Origin of the sequence: Acinetobacter sp. ANC 4178 (assembly GCF_004331175.1) — a bacterium.
Taxonomy (GTDB): Bacteria; Pseudomonadota; Gammaproteobacteria; order Pseudomonadales; family Moraxellaceae; genus Acinetobacter.
In genome coordinates, this window is the sequence record NZ_SJOD01000002.1 from 77835 (window position 1) to 101551 (window position 23717).

Genomic DNA, 23717 nt, shown 5'->3' on the forward strand with positions numbered 1-23717 from the left:
TAAATCCTTAAAACTTGATATAAATTAATGCTATCAAAAGCACTAAAAAAACAATATTTAATGCAATTAAAATAAAATATACTTTCTTATTTTCTTCCTGATGATTACTATATTGCAAAGAGACTCCTTTAAAATCATTTACAACATCATCAATTTTTTTTTGCATTAATTGAAATTTTTCTTCAACCATTTCAGACTGATCCGTTGACATATTTTCAAAATGTTTCAAATCATCTCCAATTTTTAAAAAACCTTCTTTAATTATAATTTTTAAATGTTCCAGATTTTTTTCATGTGTATTTTTATTATTTTCTGCTACTTGAAATGCTTCCTGATGTAAAATTTTTACACTATTTTCAAAAGCTTCAGTTTTGCTATCAAGACTTCTCTTAAAAATATTTTTTTGATTTTCAATAACTTCTTTAATTTCATCAAAACCATTTTCACTATCCTCAGATAGTTTTTTTAATTCTTTTTTTTCACTTCTAGTCAGAATGCTTTTTAAAAGTTCATTTTGAAAATTTTCAATACTCCACTTTAGATCATCAATATGACTATTAATACTATTATTTAATGGTTCATTAATAATATTATCAACAAGTAGTTTCAAATCATCCATAGATGCATCATTTGTATTCAATACATCTAATTCATTTTCGATTAGCATTATTTTTCCACCTCAGAAAATTTAGTATATTGCTGTTCTAACAATATGCTATACCATAATCTATGAAATTTTATAATTGCATTTTTTTCATTAATAAAATTCATTTTAGACTGCTTACAAGTTTCCTCAAATGAGAGTCGCATCAAATCCTTAAAACTTTCTGCATGCCTTATAGCCTCTTTCATATCATCTTTGAATATTCCATACTTATGATTAAGATCCTTTAAGTTGTTTTCAACTTGATTCTTTAAATTAGATTTCTGTTCTTTTGAATATTTTAATATTTCAATTTCACGCTCTATTCTTATTAATTCTTGTGTCATTACGTTATTTTTTCTTTCACAGTAGAATCTAATTTTATTAGCTGCTTCATTAGAAAAATTAGAGACCTCTTTATCTATAGCATCATATAAAAAATAATAATCTTTATCAAAATTACTATCAAATAGATATTTATCAAATGAGTGATTATTTAATATTTTATAACATGTTGCAATATTAGTAGTATCTAATGACGGCGGTTGACCAAAATAAAAATCATCATATTCTAGAATTTCAATTGTATCCAACCGCCCCCAACATTTTCTCATTTCCGCACTAACCTCTCTTAGCCAAGACTTTAGTGCAGAAACTTTTTTAACATTAGGTTTTTTTAAATTTAAAAAATTAGAAAATATTTTACAAATATCTTCAACAAAATTTCTTTTATTTAAATCAGATAATTTTTTAATTTCATTATTAGTTTTTATTTTTTTATCATAAAAATCGTTTAAAATATTCTCAATATCATTTAAATCCAAATTAAAACATTTCAACTCCTCATTAAGATTACTTTCACTCTCCTTATAACCATCCGCCTCAACTTTAATTTTATTTTCAATTAATCGTTGCACATTAAAGCCATTCATAAATCGTGCATAGGGATTTGCCGCCTTACGCAAACTATTGTAGAGTGCCTCAAATGAATCATTATTCACCTTGTTAATATTATCAATATTAGAAAAATTCTGTTTTTCCATATTCATTAAAGAGCGGCCAAACTCTAATGGGTAGATAATATCCTTACACTCGCTAGATTTTATAAAATCATGCGTTATTAATTGTTCAAAAATTCTCCCCTTAAAACTATTAAAGTCAAAATGTTCTTTATTTTTAGCTATATAATCCAATACAGTTATTGGTGAAAATGCATATGTAAAAACAACCCTAAATCGATTTAATTGCGATGTCCAATATTTAAATTCATCTAACACCAATCTCTCAGGGTTCAAGAAAGATAAATCATCTAACCGCCCAACAAGTAATATTACATCGGCTGTAGTTGCATATTGTTTTGCAATTTTTTCCACATGACTTTGTTCATTAGTATCTATTGCTTGGATACCAGGTAAATCTAAAATACGGACATCTAATGGTGTCTGCTCCAAATCACTAATAAAGTATTTTTGAGGGATATGTACATCAATAACTTCTCTTTGATGCTGTCTACCATACTCAACCGTTTCTCTTAATTTTCTAAAATACTCATCAACCGTACTTACATCTATGTTTGTACCCTGACTATCACGGAAATGCCATTGGTCATCTACAGACTTACGATAACGGATTGGCATTATTGTAGAAGATTTCCCCATTTCCCGACCACCACGTAATGGTTTGGAAACTTCACTCATGCAACTCTCCTTAATTCTGAGTAGTTTCAGAATTAAGGATGTTTTGCCCACTTGTGTTGAACCATAAACAACAATAGTTACTTGGTCAGTACGTTTTAAATCAGCTTGTAAATCCGGATCTACCCGATCAAGGAAACTCTGATATGCATCTGTAGCCCATTGATATCGTTGCTCATAAAATTTATGCCAATCTTGACTGTTTGCCACCTAAGAGCCTCTGTAAATTTTCTTGAGAATTTTTCACTGCATTTAGAGAGCGATAAATCGTATCCTTTTTAAGTAAACCCTTATCTATTCCATACGCTTTATTTAAATTATTAAATATGACATCACGAATATTTTCCATCACATCATCATAATGTTCTAATGCTTTTTGAACATTCGCATCACCATAATGTCCCAATACTGCCGCAATGTATTCTTTTTGGCTATTATGATAGTTTTCGGTCTCTTTACCTATTTGATACGCAAGATATCCTGCAATAATAACTCCCGCCGCTGCAATAGATACTGTTGAGCCAATGCCACTAGTAACCGTGCTAGCACTACCAGATATTGCATCAATTAATGCAGGAATCGTATCTATTTGCCCATCGGCAGCAACATCAACTGCAAAAATGGCTGCTAAAGTTCTCACAACAGGCTGTAGTGATTCCTGAAATTTTGGTAATCCCTCACTAGTTGATTTTGCAATATTTTCAATTAACTGAGTTGCTGTCATACCTTGTTCAATATTAATGTTAGGCGTAATAACTGTTGCAATTTGCATAATACGTGCATATTCCATAACCACTGCTGGTACTAAAGCAATTGCTTTTGGCAAATTAGAGTTTTCATCAAACTGTATTTTTTTATCTTCTGACAAGTTTAAATTTGGACGGAATAATAAACTTAGCCCTTCTTTTATTTCTGGTCTATCAAATATATTAACTTTATCACTAGAAGCATTTCCTAGAAGCTTTTGATGATTAATCATCAAAGCCCCATCACGTTCAAACTTCAAGTCCAACTCTAATCCTAATTGATCCTTAGACAGAGATGACAACGCCAACAAATTACTTTCTATAATTGTTCTTGGCTCACTAGACTCAATATTATGGTTTTCCAACCAAATCTGCCGAATGCGTTGTTTATGGCGACTGGTATCACTATTTTGTATCAGCGTATTGGCTGTATTTTTCAACCAATTCCCCAATCCCTCTTCATCCTTTTTATATAATTTTTCAGCACTTTCTATAGCTGTCTTAACATACTCTTGGGTCTGAAAAGTTATTTTTTTACTATATGCTTTTTTAAACCTATCTCTAGCCTCATCAAATTTTAATATAATTTCTTCAACTGTTTTTTCCTGACCAATAGCAGACACACCACTCTCTCTCAAACTGCTGTCAACCTTATCAACTATTTTTTCTAATTCAATCGACAAAATATCATCGAATTCATTATATTTTGCTAATTCCGACTCTCTAGAGTTATGTGTAGTACTTAGAACTGCAAAAATTAATGCTGACTCCCATCTGCTTTTATATTCATGATTATTAGCACCCGTTAAAACAATATTTGCTCGCTGCTGCTCATTAAATTGAAAGACTTCTGCTACAGTTTTTTGTAACTCCTGACGCTGTTCATCTTGTAAATTTTCTGTTTTGGTCACAGCTATTACTGGTTGACGATATTCTAAATATTTACTTCGTAAATCATTTAAAATTTTTTGTGAACTATTTGCTGCAATACGCGTTTCATCAGTGACCAATATACATCCCAAGGCATGTATTAAAGTATGTCTCATCAACTCTTGCCACTTTTTATTTTCTCTTGTTTCTAATTCATAACCAGGTAAAAGAACAAACCCTAACTCCTCTCCTTTAAAGTGCTTAGATGGAACATACAACTTCACTAATAAAATTGTGTTATCAGCATTATAATTTCTCAATATTTGCTGGAATTCTTCTGGTTCTATTTTAACTTCTTTGTCACTTCCAGACTTTTCATCAAATTCAACTTTAACAGCAAAAGGTTGTGTACATGTTTTACTCTCCAGAATAAAAACTGGTAATTGTTCACCACGACCTTCATTATCAGATAACCAAGTATCATCCAAGTTATAAATTTCACGTATCAAACGTGTTTTACCAGCACTTTGAGTACCAGCTACAGCAACATACCTAGTATGCTCCAACTCCCTTGTAATTCTTAACTTCCGGTTAACTCCAATAATTTGATCTTTTATTTCGTTATAACCAGACACCCCTGCTAAACTTAACAATAAGTTGCCTAATGAACGCTCCAATCTAATAATTGTTCCGGCTTCCGTATTCATATCCCACCAAATTCCTCATTTAATTTTTCATAAAATTTAAAGATATAACCACAATATTTTTACTTTTTACAAAAAATATTTAATATCCGAACCAATAAATTTGATTCATTTGTAAGAACCATTTCGCCACCACATTTAGGACATGCAAATGTCAAAATCATATCTGTTCGATGATAAATAATTTTAGAATACCTACACTTAGTACAAAAATGCTTCTTCGCCCCCAAAGGTACTGGCATCAGATCACCTCATCCAAATAAGACTTCAACGCTGCCTCAAACTCTACTTGTAATCCTACTGGTTTTAGAATTTTTACATGCGGAATCCAATAGCGGACTAAAGGGAGCACTTGTTGATAATGACTGATCTGCGTCGAAATAAGTAAGCCACCATTATCCAAATGCTTAATAATTTGCTGCTCAGGGAATAGAGCACGTTGTTTAAAATATGATGCTACTGTAGGATGAATATTTAAAATCACTTCTATTTTTTTTTCATTACTAAACCAAATACTATTTTCATTTTCTAGCTGCTTTAAAATTTTCTCATCTGGTTTAAATCCGGAAAGTTGATGTTGATGCTCTGTAACTTCAACCTGACTTAAACGATAAGCGCGCAATTCACCTTCACGAACTGCTGCTAAATACCAACTTCCATGGTGGTGAAGCAATTTATAGGGTTCAACAATTCTTGGTTCCCCCTTATAGACAAAAGCAATTTGCTGACTATTCAGAATTGCCTTACTAAATACTGGGAATAAATGCTTAAATTCTGAAGCATCCTCTACAGAATACCCTTTTGCATCATAAACTCGACTATCTAATAGCTCACGAAGAAAAGAGACATCCAATTTAGGATACAAATGACTAATACCGGAAATTTGTGAAAATATTTGTATATCCCGAAATGTCAACTGTCCCAAGTATTTTGGGTCAAGGAAATAAACAGTTCCTTCTTTTTGCAAAGGAATATTACATGCTTCAAAACGTATAAAATCACGTCTTATAGTCCGTGGATGAGCTTCATATTCTTCCGCAAGCCGGGAGACATCTAATCTATAGCCTGAATTCAATTTAGTGAGAATACCGGCCAATCGATTTGCCAAAGTTTCATGTTTACTTGAAGCTACTTTTTGCATATTTCATTTCAACAACAGTCTTAGAATTGCCATTATGCTGGTAAACTAGACAGGTTATGTCCCTCAATTATTTATAAAAATATATTTCTAAAGTAAAGAACAACAAAATACACAAAATTACAAAAAAAATATATATTTATAGAAAAACAAAATTAAATCTAAGTAATTTATAAGGCGCGTAAATTTTAGAGAATTCCAATTATTACAGAAAATAATTAATCCTCTTATAAAAGAGATTTGAATTACCAATTTAAAAGATTATCAAAATTAAGCCCTTGATCTAAAATATTTTAATTCTACACTTTGCAACTCAAAAGATACTTGAATTGCAAAATGTAAGAACTTATTTTTTTATAAAGTTTTCCTGCTTAAGTAACTACTCTCACACTCTGCTGCAAATCTTGTTGAATATCTTGTATTTGAGCTAGATCGCTTAATTTAACTGAGTTATTCGGCTGTATTTCTTCAACGTAAAACTCCTCCACCAGATCTAATCCTTCCTCCACATTCACCTCAAACTGAGATTTTCCATAGCCTTGTAAAGCTGCCTGATCTAAGGCATGTTGGTTAAAACCACACAGCTTACTTTTCGGATCAATCTCCTTAGCGGTCTGAATCGCCTCCTGTAAATAAATACCTTCACGTAGTGTTAAGTCCACGTAATACACAGGGGTACGATAGCTTTGTGTCGTAGACTTGCCTCTCAATGTGAGTTGAAGCGGTAAACATGACAGCAACCCATTCGATGCTGCGTGGTAATAACAGAGTCGTGCTGCTAAAGTACGAATGCTGTTAAAGCCTGTCGTTCTAAAAATAAAACTGCCAAATTCATCCGATTCATCTAAATTCACATATAGACGACCATAAGGCTTACATAACCCACCTTGTGCCAATGGACATAAATCAGGTGATGGGCATGGGTGTTGCTCTACGCCTTGACTTGTTAAACGTTGGCAGGTTTCACCGTTGCCGACACATACAGGTCGTCCCGTTTGTCGATCAAATAAGCTGTACTCAGCACGTAAGTTCAGTTCGGGATCATTGAAAATCATCCGTACAGGAATGGTTCTGAGTTTTTGATTGGGTGCTTTAGCTCGAAGTTGTTCATCCAGTGGATGCTTCACCCATCCGTCCTTATTCTGGATTTGGCTGGTAATGGTAAATTGGTCATCTTTTTCAGGGACACGTTTTCCGTTCTTTTCAACAACACGACCAATGCTGATACGCCCTAAGGTTGGCGGTGTAATCGTTAAACCTTTAATCATGGATAATTTCCTCTATTATATTTTTTACAGATCATCCACCTCTATGTAGGTAGATCACCTCTTTGAATAAATATGTATATAGCTAGCTCCAAAAGCCGCGACCGTATTGCCCTTTACTCTTAGGAGTAAAGGGCGGGGAGCGGTTTTTGCGCAGATGGGATAACGTGGATTGAAATAGGCTTAGTCGGTATAAATGTTGAAGCGGCGACTGCCTTGTTTTTTCTGCGGATATTGCTGGATCAGCTCAGGCTGTTTTAGAAGTAATGCTTGGGTATTAAGGCTAATTGAGTCTTTCGACTTCTTCCACGTGACTGAGCCCGCTTTAAACGTGGCACGCTCTGCTTCCTGCATTCGGCCTTGTAATTGGTGCTTTAGCAGGTCAAATTGCTTTTGATACTGCTCAACTTGGTTACGCACTCGGATCAGTTGTTCAAACTGTTGATTGGCTTGAGCATCTTCTGATAAGTCTGTGGTACTGAGCGGTACATGTTCTGGATAGAGTAGCTGTAAGGCTTTAGCTGCCGATTCACTGGCATCCGCTTCAGGCGGTATATCCTTTTCGACACATTCCCAGAAGTAACGTTCAGCATTGACGATATGCTGGATCACCGATTCAGAACGGGTGACTTTAAAAATGCGGGTTTCATGTCCACAGAGTAAGACACAAATATGCGCGGCTTTCTTGCCTGTGACTGCCAATTGATGTTGCACCTGACAGAGGACGTATAACGGTACACCATTTCGCCAGAGCTTGGCGCCATATTCCCCTGCGGTTTTACACTCCAGTATTTGTACATCGGCATCTCCACCAACTGAGTAATCCAAGTTGGCTAACATGAAGTGCTTGTCTGGATCAGGGTGTTGTAATACAGCATTGATGCGACGGACCTTATGCTGGGTGTGCATACTGTAGTATTCAGCAACGAATGGCTCTAACCGCTTGCCCCAGTATAGAGGTGCATGGCCTTCGCTTTCATCTTCAATGTTTTGTTGAATCCTTCCTGTCTTGATCATCCAGAGTTCAAGCATCGACATATAGGGATTCAGCCCACAAGCCGCAGCACAATCACTGCTACCAATGCCCTTGCGTCTGACTTCCAGCCATTCGGCTTGAGTCATATTTTTAGTCTCTACGAAACGTTTTGCGGTAAACAGCTTTGGACGGTCAGCTTGGAGGTTTGGTCTGGTATGAGTTGGGTGAATCAGTGCTGAGTTCATAAATAATTTCCTGTAATTTTTAAATTTTGGGCATAAAAAAAGCCACATCTGGAGATGTGGCAAAGAGGTGTTTGGGGTTAGGGATATTTACAGGATCATATTGATCTCATATCCTCATGTTAAATCTGGAATCTGAATCTAAACTTAAACAACTAAGCGTAGTGCTTGTTCGAGTCCACGTTGCTTTAAACTTGCACCTGCACCGAACCAAGCAGAATCCAGACGATGATCTTGACTCATGGCACGACGTTCGTGATCAGCAAATTCCGTGATTGAACAGAGCAAACCATAAGCCGTATCTTTGGCTGAACTGAGTTCTGCCCCACGACCCTGTCCATTAAACATGCTCATGACTTTAGACATCGCGCGTCCATTTGGTTCAGTCTTATTTTCAGCTTTCGTTGTGTTGTTGGCTTGGGTAGCGACATTACGATAGAACTGAATAATGCCTTCGTCCTGTTCCATTGGACTTAAGCTGGTGTTATTAAACACGGCATCAAAATACGCTGCCGCTTCAGTCTGTGTGACTTTACGTTGACTGAGCTGTTTCATTTCATACATATGTTCATCCCATGCACGGACTGAAATACCGAGTTGCTGTTTAATTTTCTCTGCATCGAACTTGGTACTATGTGGCACTTTGACTACACCTGCACTAGAGTTTTGTCCCTTTAAGGCAATCGCTAAGGTGTTGTTACACACCACACGAAGTGAAGTGAATTGTGCTGTAGTCGCCAAGGTGCCATCACAAGCAGTGGCTAAGAGAATATAGCCATTGCTGACATCTTTACCTTTTAAGGCTGAAGTCTGTCCAGTTTTGGCTAATGCCCAGAATTTCTTACCACCTTTGAGTACGCCTGCGGTTTCCAGTTCAAAACCAGATTGTTCGGTCAGGTCTTTGTAGAAATTTAGAATTTCCATTGGTTGTACTTCCTGATAACGCTGACTGACCACAGACAACGGCGCATAGGTATCAGAGCGATAAAGTACCCGCTGTTCTTCATAAGGCATGATGATGCTTTGTCCACGATCATTTTTAGCCATATAGCTGACATCTGAAGATTCGATACGCCAGTCCATCCCTGCCTGCTGTGCCCAAACTTCAATCGGTTGGTTTTGGGTCAGTGGGTTGCCTAAGCCATGCCAAGGGGTTTCACCGACATAAGCCATTTGTTCAAGTTGATGTGCCATGATAGTTTCCTTTTAAAAATTGAAGATCAATTCGCTTAAACCCAAATTTTGAACATAAAAAAACCTGCTGAGTTAGCAGGTCGAAAATAGTGTTTAACGCAAAATTGAAGATCTGAATAATCTTTCATGTAGATGATATATATCTGAAATTATTTAGAATCCTTTGTCTAAATTTCTAGCCAAGTCCATTGGTAGTGAATTGACCTTCTCTTTCTCTCAGATTATGATTCTCTTGCTGGCCTACATTGCCAGTCGGTTTTAGCAGACCGTTTCATACAGCGCATCAGGATATATTCGTCTGAGTATTCCCTATGCGTAAAACCTTCTCGTCCCCCTTTGCGGTAGAACGGGAGGGGGACGCGTCCGCGCGTGCTGGTTCTGTATGTCCAGTCTGCTAACCCCTTTTCGTTCTGCCACCATTATTTAGCAGTAATTGGGCAGAGCTTCCATTGTACATACAGGAATCTTTACCATGAACTACCATAACCTTTCATTCCCCACCCTCACTGCGTCTCATCAGCATTTCTCTTTAACCCTCAATAATCTTTGAACAATTAGCACTCTAATTCTTCTTTATTATTAAAATGATCATGGGGTTAAAAATGAAAGCAATCAAACTACTGGCTATTGCAGCACTCTTTTCTACATCCAGTATTTATGCAGCGACCATCACCACTAAAGTCACTAGCAAACTTGAATGGAGTGAAGAAGGCGCTTACTTCTCTTCAAGTAAAGGCGATATTTCTATCTATACGATTGGTATCTCTACCAAACAATTCCAAAGCCTGAATGCCATTAAAAAAGGCGATTGCGTCCTAATCACTGCGGGCGAAAGCAAATTGGAAAAGTATCAAGGTACGATTTCAATTATGGATTTTAAGAGCATTAAGAAAGTCGCTTGTAAATAAAGCATAAAAACTCACTTCGCTTTTTAGTTATGGTTAAGCCAGTGTCTTCATGCTTAAAGATCAGTATCTAAGTGATCAGATCACCATTACAGCCCATTGGCTTTAATTATTGCTAAAAAAATAATGAATGACGACGGAATTGAATATGAAAAAATTAAACCTATGCCTCATCTTATCATTTGGCTTACTCTCTACCTTCCCTGTACTTGCCCAAGCAAAAGAAGCCACCTGTCAAATTGATGAAAGTGGCCAAACCCGTTACAAAGGCAAATGTAATTTTCAGCCTCAAGGCGGCGGCAGCTTTTATATCAGCCATCCCAACATCACTAAAAAATTAAAAGTTGAAGGACTGATGGTGATCATTGAAGGTAAAAATCAGGCAGTGGTCCAAGCAACCAATTTAGGCGGTGGTGGTTCGATGTGGGGGGAAGCTGTACGCTCTCAAAAGCAAAAGGCCTGTTGGGTCGGTAGTGACTTCAAAGTCTGTGCTTGGTAATCACTCAACATAAGTAAGCTACCAACAATGACTGAATAACAATAAAGCTAAAAAAATAAGGGAAAACATTTTCCCTTATTTTATTTTGGAAATGACAAAGGATTCTTTTAAAGTTTAAAGAAATTCAATGTCTCCCCTATCTCACATATCAATTACTACTGAAAATTACGCTGACAGTTATGACAATGAAAGAATGCCACAGGCTGTTGTGGCTTCGGCTGCTGCATGAAACTATCAATCACCCCGCCAATCACTGCACCAGCAAGTCCCCCTAACAGAGGTGAAAATGGAGAAGGAAAGCTTTTAGCTAGGCTTGCCCCAATTCCAGCACCTGCCATAGAAGAAAAATTATTAGAACCCTCTGACTGAGCTGTTTCACGACTGACGTTTTCAGAATAGCAATAAGGACACGTAATATTCATAAGATATACCTTTTAAATGAAAAAAGGCTTACCAACTGATAAGCCTTTGAATGTGTAAATCAACATTCACTGTTCATGTAGATGATGTATATCTGTAATTATTTTGAATCCATGACTCTGTACTTCCCTAATTAGCGAATATGCAATTGTCCTTTACCAAATTCCCTCATTCTTGGTAACTTGCCTCTTAAGTACTGGTCATCCTTCTCAGGTTTGGCTAAATAGCTAATTACTGTATGTGCATTCTGAACCTCACGCTGATTTGCTCGATGAATCATCCCAATACCTAAAGTCCCTTTCTCCTGAAAGTTGCGCTTATACTTACTTTGATTACAATTGAAAAACGTATCATCCTTACTGGCAATATTCTCCAGCCATAATTCACCAATTTCCATTCCAAGATAACCATCATTACAGCGTAAAGTACCGTTATAGATGATGAGCAAATGACAATGATAGTTTCTGGATTCACCCCCTTGCTCAAGGCGATAGGCATACCCAACCTGATCTTTAAAGATGGTATCTTTGTTCTGTACCCGACTAATCAGCCTTTCCACATCTTCACTAAACCGCTCCACGCTTATATTCTTTTCAGAAGCGTAGTGTAAATCTACTCTTACGAGTAATAGCTTGCGGTGCCGTTCTACAAGCCCATCAAAGTACGCTTCAAGATTCTGCCGATTACGTTGATTGTTGCGTTTAAAGTTCCGAATAAACTCTTTGTGTGCATCCTTAAGCTCCGACTGGAATTCTTGAAATGCGGTATTACTATAAAAAATCTCTTCATCCCTGCGTCTGATTCGTTCAGGCAGCAAATCAAAATAAGCCTGAATAAGCGGAGCGTATCGTCGGTAAGACATATAAATGGCTCTGGCTTCACGCATCAGTTCTGCATGATCAGATGCAAAGTCTCTCCAGCAATATTGTTTTTCAATCACCCTGTTCATCAGATTTTCAATTGTGAGTAAGGTTTGTGGTTCGTTCATTGAGATCATCCTATGGTTAATTCCATAGGAGTGACGGATCTGTATTTTTTACCCTGAAGTAGTAGGGTTGTTTTTTCTCAATAAAACACCTTCATCATTTGGGGATGATGAAGGTTAATAAGTTGTTTAAGTATTTAATAAATAATATATATTATCCTAGCGACTCCCCAACATGTTTTATCCTTGGACGCTTCGATGAAACAACTATTTCTACTTCTATAGCAAACAGGGAAAATCTTACGAATTCCCCTGTTTTTACAGAGAAAAGTGAAGCGTAAGTTAAGTACAAGCTTAGTCCTTGATTTCAGCAACTGGTTTAAAAATCGGTGCTGGTATAGCCTTGCTTTGTTCCTTCTGAGGTAATCTTCCTTTAAGCATTAAATTCAAACCTACATCACGACCTTCAATTGGTGGTCGCTTCAAAAGACTATAACTTGCATAAAATTCCGAGAATGTTTTAATAAACCTAGATCTTTGTTTTTTATCGCTATAGCTGCATAAAGAGCAATCTTCCCAATGATTCATGTTTTCATTAATCAATGGCAATCTAATTGATTTAAGATGCAACTTTTTGAAAAAATCATCATAATTAATATTCTGGGCACTTCCTGTTTGATTTTCATTTAGCTTCCTTTTTTCAAGCTTACGAATCAATTGAGATTTGGTTTCATCAGTTAGATAATTTTTCCAACACTCATTAATCTTATCAACCGTATCCACTTCAAAATCACATTTATTTTCAGATGCAAAAATCAGAGTAACGTCTATGGATGGTACATTCAGCGATACATATGCCCCTACGTATGCTACAAGTTGTTTCCCAATACTCTTAGGTTTTCTTTTAATATCCTTTACGAATGCTGTCCATATTTCACTAAAAGCTGTAATGACTAAAGCTTCTGACACATTTTTTATTTCAATTTCACATGTCATCTTGAATCTATAGACATTAACATCTTGCTTAAACTGATGAAGCAGATACTGTTTTATGGATTCAGTGTTTTTTTGCCTATTTGCAACCCCTTTTGCAAGCTCTTTAGCAAGATCATTTTTATGTATTTTCTCCTTTAAACCATTAATATATTTATGTAATTCCCTATAAAAATCTAATGAAAAAACACTATAACTCGACAAGTAAACAACATCTCGATTCTTTTTATAATCATTCAAAAGGAAGTTCAAACTCGGGCTAGATGTACCTTTGATAATACTAGTTAAATGTTCTGCATTATTTCCACTTAAGTCATGATCAAGCAATTGAATAATTGTCAACTTCTCAATCAACGATAGATGACGGCTTGGCGATTGAACAATATGTTCAAGTTCCGCATCCACAGTACTTAATGGTGGAATATCTATTTGTTTTAAGTACTGAATAAACAACTCTTGTCTTTGAAGCAGCTCGCTTGTATTTGATTCAAATTTTAAAAAATGCTTTTGCTCGCCATAAATATGACAAAGCCCAACATATTCTTTCTTGTGATCAAGCTTAGAGATAGCCTTTTCCCAAAGCTTATTACCAACAAACTCCCTATACAGCGAATTAAGACTGACATCTTTAACCTGTGCCTGATTAATTTCAGGTCTATATTCAAGTTCAGTTTCTTTTATTTCCCTAAAAATGGCTGAAATTCGATACCCTAGCTCATAAGGATCAAATGACAAACCTCTGAATCGACAGTGCTCTGAAACAATGAATCGTTTAAAGTGTGTGAATAGATATAAATACCAATAGTTAAAATCTTCTAATTGTTTCTTTGATCTATATCCCAATACATCAGTAACATGCTTTTGTTTGAACCGATGTTTTATACGCTCATTCAAGCTATCGACTTGGATATCATAATCGTTACGCTGACTGGAATTTTTTCGCTTGTTCAATAAGCTATTGAAAATATCCCACATCTGCTTAGCAAGAAGTTTAGAGTCGTGCTCCCCTTCATTTTTTAAAACTAACACTATATGCAAATTTATACATTCATTTACCCCCATGAAAGTATTAACGAAATCAGCATATACATTAAATGTCGGAACAATATTCGAATAGAATTCCCTTATAGCCCTTTCCACATACTCAATATCATCCTTATCCCATGTGAAATCAGATGCCTCCCTCCAAGAAAAAGAATTAGGGTGGATTTTGATCATTAAATTTAAAACATAAACTTTTTTAGCCTTCTTAACAACTTTATCAAATATTTTTGCAAGCCCAATATGCTGCTCATTACAGTCCTCTAAATTACGCTTGATTCCCTCCTGATACGATCCACACAAATCCCGATACTTCGCAATACAGTCAAAAATCTGTTTTAGAGGAAGATCAGATCGAGTCCAGTCGTAATCACGCTTATAAAACTCAGGGAAATCATCCCTAACCAATTGGATAAATAACCCCATACGAGTACTAAAAAAAGTGTCTATATTTTTAGCAAACTCAATTAACTCCTCATCCAAGCGTAATAAGTTCAAAAAATGAATGATCTCTTTCTGCGTTTCATAATCACTATCAAGATATGCCACCTCCGTTGAAATTATATTATCTTCAATTTTATTCAATCCACTATCTACATTCTCAAGCATACGTATCGTTTCATAGAAGACACCACTACGTATTTTTTTACCTGACCGTCTGAGATCATTTATTGAATCACTATACATACAGACTTTTAGATAATTGAACACATCTCTATCATTCACTATCACTGCTTGTTTAGTTGCCATGCTCACACTCATCAAATAACAATTCTGAAACCTCTAAATAGAGTATATAGTTAGCAATATGTCCATTTTTGCAACTATCTTGAAAGTCAAAACCAAGCTAATAGCAGTCTAGGAGTTACAAAATTCAATATTACCTATCTACTATTCCAAGCTATAAATTACTACTATTCCAAGATACTTTCCTCTTATTCTTGCTACTAATTCAAAAAATAGGCATAAAAAACCACCTAGAATGGTGGATTTAGATCAACAGATTTCTTTTTTACTAAGCCAGTAACTTTATAACCACTTCTTTTTTAGACACAGACTCCTTTCAACTGACAATCACCTTCCTCATAATTTCCTGATTACTTACTAAACAATTAATTAGCGACAATTCAATATCACTATTAAATAAAATTTCCCGTCCTAGACTCTCAAAGGGGTAACCCTGTTTTTTAGCGAGAATGTATTTAGAGATTTTTATTTCTAAGGGCTGTAATTCTTCGACTAATTTACACTGCCTTTCCTCAGCATATTTCAAAGTCTCATCATCCTGACGACTTTGTATTTTTTTAGCATTTCTAACCTTAATGTTGACTATTATCCGTTCAATCTCTTCTTTTTCTTGAGAGACAATCCGCTTTCTTTCTTCCAGCTTTTCTAATTTCTTTTCAATATATTGCCCATCAACTTCCGCAAATTTATCAATCACGTCAACATATACATGCCGCACTGCCATGCTAGGACTGATCCATTTACCATGCTTATCCGCATATTCAATTAGAGTCTCAAAAAAAATTTTATGCTTAACTCCATGGCGCTGCTTAATCGCAGTATATCCTTGGATTTTATTTCTCAATTCTGCAGAAACAAGCAAGCTATAACGTACACTTTGTTTTGATGTAATCATATCAATCAAAGTCTCTAGACTTGATCTATAGCCCTGCTGAAGAGTATGAGCATCTAAATTATTATAATCCTCAATTAACTGATCAACTTGATTGATGAGTATTACAGTTTTTCTTGCAGTAAATATTGGATTGAAACTCAGGAGCTCTTCATCAGCATCCCATGGAGTATTTTGCCATAAAAGATCATTTAAGCTTTGATCGCCAAATTCTTCTAACCTTCTTAATAGTTGTTGTTTTTCAGAAAAACATAAATTTAAGCTATGTAAATTTTCTGAGTTTTCAGCTGCTTTTGAAGCTCGAAAGTCCTTCATAAACTTTTGAAACTTACAGCTCTCAATGGCTTGAAGATATAGCCCATCACTTAAAACTCTTATGTCTTCAATTTTTATTTTCTTCATTGCCATAAAACTCAATAAGATAGATGAATTTTAATATTTATTTTTTTACTTTCCTAGACCTATTAATTTTCACTATCGACATACTTAAACTAAAAACATCTAATCAAGAGATATGATACTTAAAGGATCTGGAACTTATGGCAAAACTGAAATTTATATTTACATACACTTCACACAATGTATTAATCAAGGAGTAAAACATGGTTGCTTTTCAATTAAATACTCTTGATTATCTATTTATGCGATATCGCTCTATGACAGTTGACTTATTATCAATCGTTTCTGACTACTATCCACATTTAAGTAAAGCTGAGGCTCTAAGAAAAGCAAATAATCAAGAATTTCCTTTCTCCGTGTTTAAAATTGATCAAAGTAAACGTGCACCATTTTTGGTACACGTAAAAGACCTAGCAGATATTTTAGATAAACAGTACTCAGAAGCTTCAAAAGATTTTGCTACGTTTCATCGATGAGACGTAGTGCCTCCTCCAATTGCATAATATTCCTTCTTGCTTTCACTGACACATAGCGTTGTAAACTGCTCCAAGAATCATGCAGACTTACTTTCTGAATTTCTGGAATGGTAAAGCTCTGTTCTGCTAAGCGAGTGCAGCCTTCATGTCTCAAGTCATGAAAACGTAAATCATCAATACCCAATAATTTACAAGCTTCTCTGAACTCTTTCCCCAAGCTTTTAGGATTCAATGGCAGTAGTAAGTTTTCATCATGCCCAAGCTTCAACATCCGTTCACGAACTTCTGAGTGTTTTAATCTTTTAATCATTTCCTTACAAGGATCAAGGACATCAAATGATTTATGATTACCTTTGGAGCCATTTGGATTTTTTAGATCATGCACTTTCCAAGTTGAGTGATGTGAATCATAATCTTGAAGATATAATCGTGTTAATTCAGCTTCACGTCTGCATGAGAAAATAGCAAACCACATAATTAAATGCATTGGATACTTAGAACCGTAACGGTTTAGCTTCCATCGTTCTGTAAAATATTTCGTTAATGCAATCAATTCACCCGTTGAAGGGAGTCGATCTCTTTTTTGACTTGAGGAAATTTGACGTGTTTTTCTTAACTGAGCCGTAGCCTTATCAAAGCCATTTAAATCAATATCCATTTCCCACATAACAGCAGCATGAGAAAGCACACCACGGATATGTAAAAGCTCATGTTGCTGCGTACTAGTCGCAATAGGTTCAAGTTCTAGATGAGGTACTCCTCCCTTCCTTAAAGCAACATGCTCGGCCAAATGTACTGATTTTATTTTTGTGATAATATTGCGCGCAATTGGTAGCTTCTTAATTAAGAGCAGAGAATAGCGTTTCGTCCTTCCGTACTCGCTCCCGACTTCATCCAAATATTTATCTATGGCATCTGATAAGGTCAGATCAATCAGCTTTTCTTTGCCAAGCAAAATATCAGGATTTTCTTGAATTTCGACTTCTCGTTTCTTAACCCAGTTTTCAGCTAACTTCTTTGAGTGAAATGTTTTACTTTCAGAGAAAGTAGGAAAGCCCTTTCGATTGATTCGAATCGCAGCACGATAGTTAACTTTACCATCTGCACCTTTCCTTGCTGTAATTGACCCCATAATTTACACCACAACCTGTTTTTTTTGATTATGGTGTAAAATTTGGTGTAAATGCAAACCGATTAGCCCACTTAAACACAGGTTAAAACAGATTCTCGCAGGTTGCGGAATATAGATTAAAGGCATGATTTTTAATGACTATTAACAAAAACATTGAAAACACTCAATCTCCGCGAATCAGTGTTGCACCGATGATGGATTGGACAACCAAGGATTATCGTTTCTTTGCCCGCTTATTTAACCCAAATGTCATCCTTTATACTGAAATGGTGACGACAGGCGCGATTCTGTTTGGTGGTGCAAATCGCCATCTCGATTATAACAATGAAGAACACCCAATCGTTTTACAACTCGGTGGCTCCAATCCCAAAGACCTTGCGACTTGTACCAAAATGGCACAAGACTGGGGCTATGATGAAGTCAATTTAAATGTCGGCTGTCCAAGTGACCGCGTACAAAACAATAAAATTGGCGCCTGCCTTATGGCAGAACCTGACCTCGTGGCTGAATGTATCGCTGAAATGCGTAATGCAGTCGATATTCCTGTAACGGTAAAACATCGCATCGGGATTGATGACATGCATTCTTATGAAGAAATGCTACATTTTGTCGATACTGTCGCTAAAACTGGCTGTGATAATTTTATCGTACATGCGCGTATTGCGTTGCTTCAGGGGCTATCACCAAAAGAAAATCGTGATGTTCCACCGCTGCGTTATGAAGATGTTTATCGTTTAAAACAAGAGCGTCCAAACCTTTTGATTGAAATCAATGGTGGGATCAAAACCTTTGCTGAAACGCAAGAGCATCTCAAACATGTAGATGGTGTGATGATTGGCCGTGAGGCTTATCACAATCCCTATCTTTTGGCGGAACTTGGGCAATTGTGGAATTTAGAGCTGCCTGATCGATTTGAAATTATCGATCAAATGCTGCCGTATATTGCAAAGCGTATGGCTGAAGGTGCACCTTTGTCGATTATCACCCGCCATATTCTTGGACTCTTCCAAAACTTACCGGGTGCTCGGAAATGGCGTCAGGCTTTGAGTGGTGGTAATGCTAAAACTTTTGCAGATGTTGAAAATGCGATTCTTAACATTAAAGAAGCAATGCAAAGGACTGAAGATTATTTAAAAGAACAATCTCTTAGCCAATAATTCACAACTTATGTTGTTTTGATTGAATATCGCAGTTATTCGACTTTAATATTTGATCAAAACAACGCTTTGGGGATTAAACAAAGATAAGAATAAAAAGTTATTGCTTCGCTTTCATTTGATCTAATTTTTTCAATACTTCTGCAACCGCAATCATGGCAAAACTCGAAGTCACCACGACTGCCGAACCATAGCCCCCACAACGCAAACCTGCGCTTGGACAAACATCGGCACTGGAAAATGGATTATCAATCGAATACACACAGGTAATTCCAAATTTTTCTTTTGGTTTTTTACAAATGCCTTTCGAACGCAACTGCGCACGCAATTTGGCTAACATCGGATCTTGTTCAGTTTTGGATAAATCTGCGACTCGAATTTTTAGTGGATCAAGCTTACCGCCAGCTCCTCCTGAAACAATTAACGGAATTTTATTAAAACGGCAATGTAACATCAGCGCCAATTTGGCTTTGACATCATCAATGCAGTCCAGAATTAAATCAGGAGCATTGCTGAGCAACTCTTTGACATTGTCTGGTGTTAAATAATCATCAATCAGATTAATTTTAATTTTCGGATTAATTGAGCGGCAACGTTCTGCCATGACTTCAATTTTTTCACAGCCCAGTGTTGATGTCATCGCAGGTAATTGACGATTAATATTTGAGGCTGCAACCACATCCATATCGACCAAGGTCAGCTCACCAATACCTGTGCGCGCCAAGGCTTCCACCGCCCAAGAACCAACGCCGCCAATTCCAATCACCATAACATGGCTTTTCTCATAATGACTGAATGAATCCTCACCATAAATTTTAGCTACGCCAGCAAAACGGCGGTCATATTCATCATCTAGGAGTAAATCAGTCATAGGGAGATCAAATCAGAAAAATTATCGCGAGCATTTTATCAAATTCAATTTGAAAGTTGCGGATTAATATTCAGTCCATGTCCTTGGAAACTGGATTGCATCAGCTTTATTTGCATTCAATACATAAGTCTTACGTTGATTCATCGGCAGTTGATCTGAAGATGGCGACAATGTACGAACATAGTGATATTTCATACGCCATGTATTCGCTTGTTGATATTCAATATTCAGCACCAATTTTTCTAGGTCATGACAATGTTCCCCTGACTGAGCATAATCTTGTTCCGAAAAACAGGCCCGAATCATTCTTGAGACAGAAAATGGAATATTTTGAAAAACCTGTTGGTATTTGCCCTGAGAATTGAGCTGTAAAAAGTCCGCCACTTCTTCCGTCATGCCCCCACCCGAGTACATTTCATCCCAACGTTGAATTAAAGCAATACTGTAATCTTTATCATTGATGGGAAATAACACGGGATAAAGGTGTAAAGCATCAGCGCGAACAAATTTACCATTTTCATCCAGTAAATCTTCTGGTGCTACAGGACCATCCACAGTCCAATGTGGATTCTGCGTAAGTGGTTGATAATTTGAAAAGTCCCAATAATTACGTAATTGATAACTTTGCGCATTTTTTTCTAGCTCAAATAGCTTCAATTCTGCAATCACATACTGACGTTGAGGCTGATTCGGAACCTGATAGAGCTGCCAAGTCGCATCGGAATTACAGGAAATCCTGAGCTCCGTACAAATACTTGCGCGCTGTACTAGTGTAACTTGTTGCGGTTTTAGTATCAGCGTTTGAGGTTTTGCATAGCAAAAAGCAGGAGCAATCAACACGCTTCCAGCCAATAATAATTTCAACATACAAATGATCTTAAATTTTTGTTTTCTATATGAATGATACCAGAGCCTTAGCTATAAAGACTCTGGCACGTGATGATTGAATAAGAACGACGCTAACTTGCAATTAAATGACGTAGCACATAATGCAAGATTCCGCCTGCTTTGAAATATTCAACTTCGTTGAGGGTATCAATACGGCATAACACAGGGAACGAATCGCGAGAGCCATCAGTTCGGGTGACTTCCACTTCAAAGGTTTGATGTGGTGCCAAATCATCCGACAAACCTAGAATCGAAATACTTTCATGCCCTGTCAGATTTAAACTGTGTCGGTTCTGATCAGACATAAACTGCAATGGCAACACGCCCATACCAACCAGATTTGAACGGTGAATCCGCTCAAAACTCTCTGCAATGACGGCTTTTACCCCGAGTAAATTGGTGCCCTTCGCGGCCCAGTCACGAGAAGATCCCGTACCATACTCTTTACCGGCAATAATCACCAAAGGTGTGCCTTGTTGTTGATACAGCATGGCAGCATCATAAATGGCCAGTTTTTCACCGCTTGGAATATGTAACGTATTGCCGCCTTCTTCTCCACCTAACATTTCATTTTTAATACGAATATTGGCGAATGTGCCACGCATCATCACTTCATGATTCCCCCTACGTGAACCATAGGAGTTAAAATCGTTCGGCTCTACCCCATGCTCTTGCAGATAGCGACCAGCGGGGCTGTCTTTTTTAATATTGCCTGCTGGGGAAATATGGTCGGTGGTGACGGAATCTCCAAGCACTGCCAATATCCGCGCATGTTCAATATTATGCAGAGAACTTAACGGCTGCCCGATATCTGCAAAAAATGGCGGAAGTCGGATATAAGTCGAATGCTCGTCCCATGCATAAGTCTGACTATGTGGAATTTGAATCGCCTTCCAACTGGCATCGCCTTCAAATACCGCGGCATATTCTTTATGGAACATGTCGGTATTCACATTCTGCAAGACTTCGTCTATTTCTGCCTGACTTGGCCAAATGTCTTTTAAATACACTGCCTCGCCATGTATACCCAGTCCAATCGGTTGCGTGGTTAAATCTAGACGAATGTTACCTGCCAAACCAAAGGCAATGACCAAAGGCGGTGAAGCCAACCAATTGGTTTTCACCAAAGGATGTACTCGCCCTTCAAAATTACGATTCCCCGATAACACCGATGCCACATTTAAGTCATAACAATTAATGGCTTCTTCAATCGGCTCAGGTAAAGGCCCTGAATTACCAATACAGGTAGTACAACCGTAACCGACCAAGTTATAACCCAGCTGATCGAGATAAGGCGTTAAACCTGCGGCATTTAGATAGTCCGTCACCACTTTAGAACCCGGTGCCAACGAGCTTTTGACCCAAGGTTTGCGTTGCAGTCCTTTTTCGATGGCTTTTTTCGCCAATAACCCCGCCGCCAACATCACACTCGGATTAGAGGTATTGGTACAGGAAGTGATCGCTGAAATGACCACATCACCATGTACCAAAGGATACTGCTTACCATCGATTTCACAGAATGCACTTTCGTGGGTAATATTGGATTTTTTCGCGTCGACGGCGGTACCACCACCTTCATTTTCCAAACGAGCCTTATCTTCTTTGGCAGGTTTTAAACTCAGCTCCATTAAGGCATCAAAAGTTTGTGGTACATCTGCCAGTAAAACCCGATCTTGTGGGCGTTTTGGACCCGCCACACTTGCAGCCACAGTCGACATATCTAAGCTTAATGTATCGGTAAATACAGGTTCATCACCCGCATTGCGCCATAAACCTTGTTCTTTACAGTACGCCTCAACCAAGGCAATACGTTCATCGGCACGCCCCGTTAAGCGCATATAAGCCAACGTTATTTCATCAACAGGGAAAAAGCCACAGGTTGCTCCATATTCAGGTGCCATATTGGCAATGGTGGCTCGGTCTGCCAAAGGCAAATCTGCCAGCCCATCGCCATAAAACTCAACAAATTTACCGACCACGCCTTTTTGACGCAGCATTTGTGTGATGGTGAGCACCAAATCCGTTGCCGTTATACCCTCACGTAATTTCCCCGTGAGTTTGAAACCAATCACTTCAGGAATCAGCATGGAAATAGGTTGTCCCAACATGGCAGCTTCGGCTTCAATTCCGCCCACGCCCCAACCTAAGACCCCCAAACCATTAATCATGGTGGTATGTGAATCTGTACCCACTAACGTATCTGGGAAGGCATAGGTTTGCCCATCCGATTCACCTAGCCATACCGCTTGCGCTAAATATTCCAGATTCACCTGATGGCAAATCCCCGTTCCTGGTGGAACCACACTAAAGTTATTGAACGCCGATTGTCCCCAACGTAGGAACTGATAACGCTCACCATTACGCTGCATTTCAATTTCGACATTTTCAGCAAAGGCACGACTACTAGCAAAATGATCAACCATCACCGAGTGGTCAATGACCAAATCAACGGGAGATAAAGGATTGATGATATTCGGATCTCGTCCAGCTTGTGCCACTGCTGCGCGCATGGCGGCTAAATCGACCACAGCAGGCACACCTGTAAAATCCTGCATCAGGACACGTGCAGGGCGATACTGAATTTCTTGTTCTGAGCTTCGTGTCTGCTGCCATTCTACAATTGCCAAAATATCATCTGCTTTGACCGTTACACCATCTTCAAAGCGCAATAAATTTTCTAATAAGACTTTAAGCGATTTGGGCAGTTTGGATAAATGACCCAGTTGTGGCTGGGCTTGTGCCAAGCTAAAAATCTGATATGTTTTGGAACCGACTGTAAAGGATTTTAATGCATTAAAGCTATTGATTTGACTATACTTTGCCATAGGTGGATCCTCCGGCTTGCATGACTAATTTTTATTCCATTGTTCTTTTATAATGTAGGTCAAATCGTCTGGTTT

19 protein-coding genes are annotated in these 23717 nt (G+C 37.4%); 4 read left to right on the forward strand and 15 right to left on the reverse strand.

Annotated features, from left to right (window positions below):
• Nucleotides 1-7: 7 nt before the first annotated feature.
• The 7 genes from E0H87_RS04730 to E0H87_RS04760 form a co-directional block, all read right to left on the reverse strand.
• Nucleotides 8-667 (reverse strand): hypothetical protein, encoded by a 660-nt coding sequence (locus E0H87_RS04730; RefSeq protein WP_131322562.1) that lies wholly within the window; start codon nucleotides 665-667, stop codon nucleotides 8-10.
• On the reverse strand, nucleotides 667-2547 hold the full coding sequence (locus E0H87_RS04735) for a dynamin family protein (protein ID WP_131322563.1): 1881 nt from the start codon (nucleotides 2545-2547) through the stop codon (nucleotides 667-669). The genes E0H87_RS04730 and E0H87_RS04735 overlap by 1 nt, the downstream gene beginning before the upstream one ends.
• Entirely contained in the window at nucleotides 2522-4660 is a 2139-nt protein-coding gene (locus tag E0H87_RS04740; RefSeq protein ID WP_131322564.1) for a hypothetical protein, read from the reverse strand. The genes E0H87_RS04735 and E0H87_RS04740 overlap by 26 nt, the downstream gene beginning before the upstream one ends.
• A gap of 238 nt (nucleotides 4661-4898) precedes the next feature.
• Nucleotides 4899-5798, reverse strand: coding sequence for a helix-turn-helix transcriptional regulator (locus tag E0H87_RS04745; protein WP_131322565.1), 900 nt, complete (start codon nucleotides 5796-5798; stop codon nucleotides 4899-4901).
• 368 nt (nucleotides 5799-6166) lie between these two features.
• On the reverse strand, nucleotides 6167-7063 hold the full coding sequence (locus E0H87_RS04750; protein ID WP_131322566.1) for a hydrolase or metal-binding protein: 897 nt from the start codon (nucleotides 7061-7063) through the stop codon (nucleotides 6167-6169).
• 180 nt (nucleotides 7064-7243) lie between these two features.
• Nucleotides 7244-8281, reverse strand: coding sequence for a YqaJ viral recombinase family protein (locus tag E0H87_RS04755; protein ID WP_131322567.1), 1038 nt, complete (start codon nucleotides 8279-8281; stop codon nucleotides 7244-7246).
• Nucleotides 8282-8425: 144 nt separating this feature from the next.
• Complete coding sequence (locus tag E0H87_RS04760; RefSeq protein WP_131322568.1) at nucleotides 8426-9472, reverse strand: DUF932 domain-containing protein; 1047 nt, start codon at nucleotides 9470-9472, stop codon at nucleotides 8426-8428.
• Between the two features lie 602 nt (nucleotides 9473-10074).
• Between E0H87_RS04760 and E0H87_RS04770 the strand changes: the two genes are divergently transcribed.
• Together E0H87_RS04770 and E0H87_RS04775 are read left to right on the forward strand one after the other, a co-directional pair.
• Nucleotides 10075-10380, forward strand: a complete 306-nt coding sequence (locus tag E0H87_RS04770) for a hypothetical protein (protein ID WP_131322569.1) — start codon at nucleotides 10075-10077, stop codon at nucleotides 10378-10380.
• 145 nt (nucleotides 10381-10525) lie between these two features.
• Nucleotides 10526-10876 (forward strand): hypothetical protein, encoded by a 351-nt coding sequence (locus E0H87_RS04775; protein WP_131322570.1) that lies wholly within the window; start codon nucleotides 10526-10528, stop codon nucleotides 10874-10876.
• 155 nt (nucleotides 10877-11031) lie between these two features.
• Here the strand turns inward: E0H87_RS04775 and E0H87_RS04780 are convergent, their stop codons facing one another.
• The 4 genes from E0H87_RS04780 to E0H87_RS04795 form a co-directional block, all read right to left on the reverse strand.
• Nucleotides 11032-11298, reverse strand: coding sequence for a hypothetical protein (locus tag E0H87_RS04780; protein ID WP_131322571.1), 267 nt, complete (start codon nucleotides 11296-11298; stop codon nucleotides 11032-11034).
• 131 nt (nucleotides 11299-11429) lie between these two features.
• On the reverse strand, nucleotides 11430-12284 hold the full coding sequence (locus E0H87_RS04785) for an inovirus-type Gp2 protein (protein WP_131322572.1): 855 nt from the start codon (nucleotides 12282-12284) through the stop codon (nucleotides 11430-11432).
• Between the two features lie 291 nt (nucleotides 12285-12575).
• On the reverse strand, nucleotides 12576-15005 hold the full coding sequence (locus E0H87_RS04790) for a hypothetical protein (protein WP_131322573.1): 2430 nt from the start codon (nucleotides 15003-15005) through the stop codon (nucleotides 12576-12578).
• A gap of 313 nt (nucleotides 15006-15318) precedes the next feature.
• The gene (locus tag E0H87_RS04795; RefSeq protein ID WP_131322574.1) at nucleotides 15319-16302 is read right to left on the reverse strand and encodes a hypothetical protein; all 984 of its coding nucleotides are present in this window, start codon (nucleotides 16300-16302) and stop codon (nucleotides 15319-15321) included.
• 194 nt (nucleotides 16303-16496) lie between these two features.
• Between E0H87_RS04795 and E0H87_RS04800 the strand changes: the two genes are divergently transcribed.
• The gene (locus E0H87_RS04800) at nucleotides 16497-16769 is read left to right on the forward strand and encodes a pyocin activator PrtN family protein (RefSeq protein ID WP_131322575.1); all 273 of its coding nucleotides are present in this window, start codon (nucleotides 16497-16499) and stop codon (nucleotides 16767-16769) included.
• Here E0H87_RS04800 and E0H87_RS04805 read toward each other — a convergent pair.
• Nucleotides 16753-17901, reverse strand: a complete 1149-nt coding sequence (locus tag E0H87_RS04805) for a tyrosine-type recombinase/integrase (protein WP_131322576.1) — start codon at nucleotides 17899-17901, stop codon at nucleotides 16753-16755. The genes E0H87_RS04800 and E0H87_RS04805 overlap by 17 nt on opposite strands.
• A gap of 134 nt (nucleotides 17902-18035) precedes the next feature.
• Here E0H87_RS04805 and dusA point away from each other — a divergent pair, with 134 nt between their 5' ends.
• On the forward strand, nucleotides 18036-19058 hold the full coding sequence (dusA, locus tag E0H87_RS04810; RefSeq protein ID WP_131322577.1) for a tRNA dihydrouridine(20/20a) synthase DusA: 1023 nt from the start codon (nucleotides 18036-18038) through the stop codon (nucleotides 19056-19058).
• Between the two features lie 100 nt (nucleotides 19059-19158).
• Here the strand turns inward: dusA and E0H87_RS04815 are convergent, their stop codons facing one another.
• The 3 genes from E0H87_RS04815 to acnA all read right to left on the reverse strand — a co-directional run bounded on the left by E0H87_RS04815 (nucleotide 19159) and on the right by acnA (nucleotide 23642).
• On the reverse strand, nucleotides 19159-19929 hold the full coding sequence (locus E0H87_RS04815; protein ID WP_131322578.1) for a ThiF family adenylyltransferase: 771 nt from the start codon (nucleotides 19927-19929) through the stop codon (nucleotides 19159-19161).
• 63 nt (nucleotides 19930-19992) lie between these two features.
• Nucleotides 19993-20796 (reverse strand): hypothetical protein, encoded by an 804-nt coding sequence (locus E0H87_RS04820; RefSeq protein WP_131322579.1) that lies wholly within the window; start codon nucleotides 20794-20796, stop codon nucleotides 19993-19995.
• A 92-nt stretch (nucleotides 20797-20888) separates the two neighbouring features.
• On the reverse strand, nucleotides 20889-23642 hold the full coding sequence (gene acnA, locus E0H87_RS04825; protein ID WP_131322580.1) for an aconitate hydratase AcnA: 2754 nt from the start codon (nucleotides 23640-23642) through the stop codon (nucleotides 20889-20891).
• Nucleotides 23643-23717 lie beyond the last annotated feature (75 nt).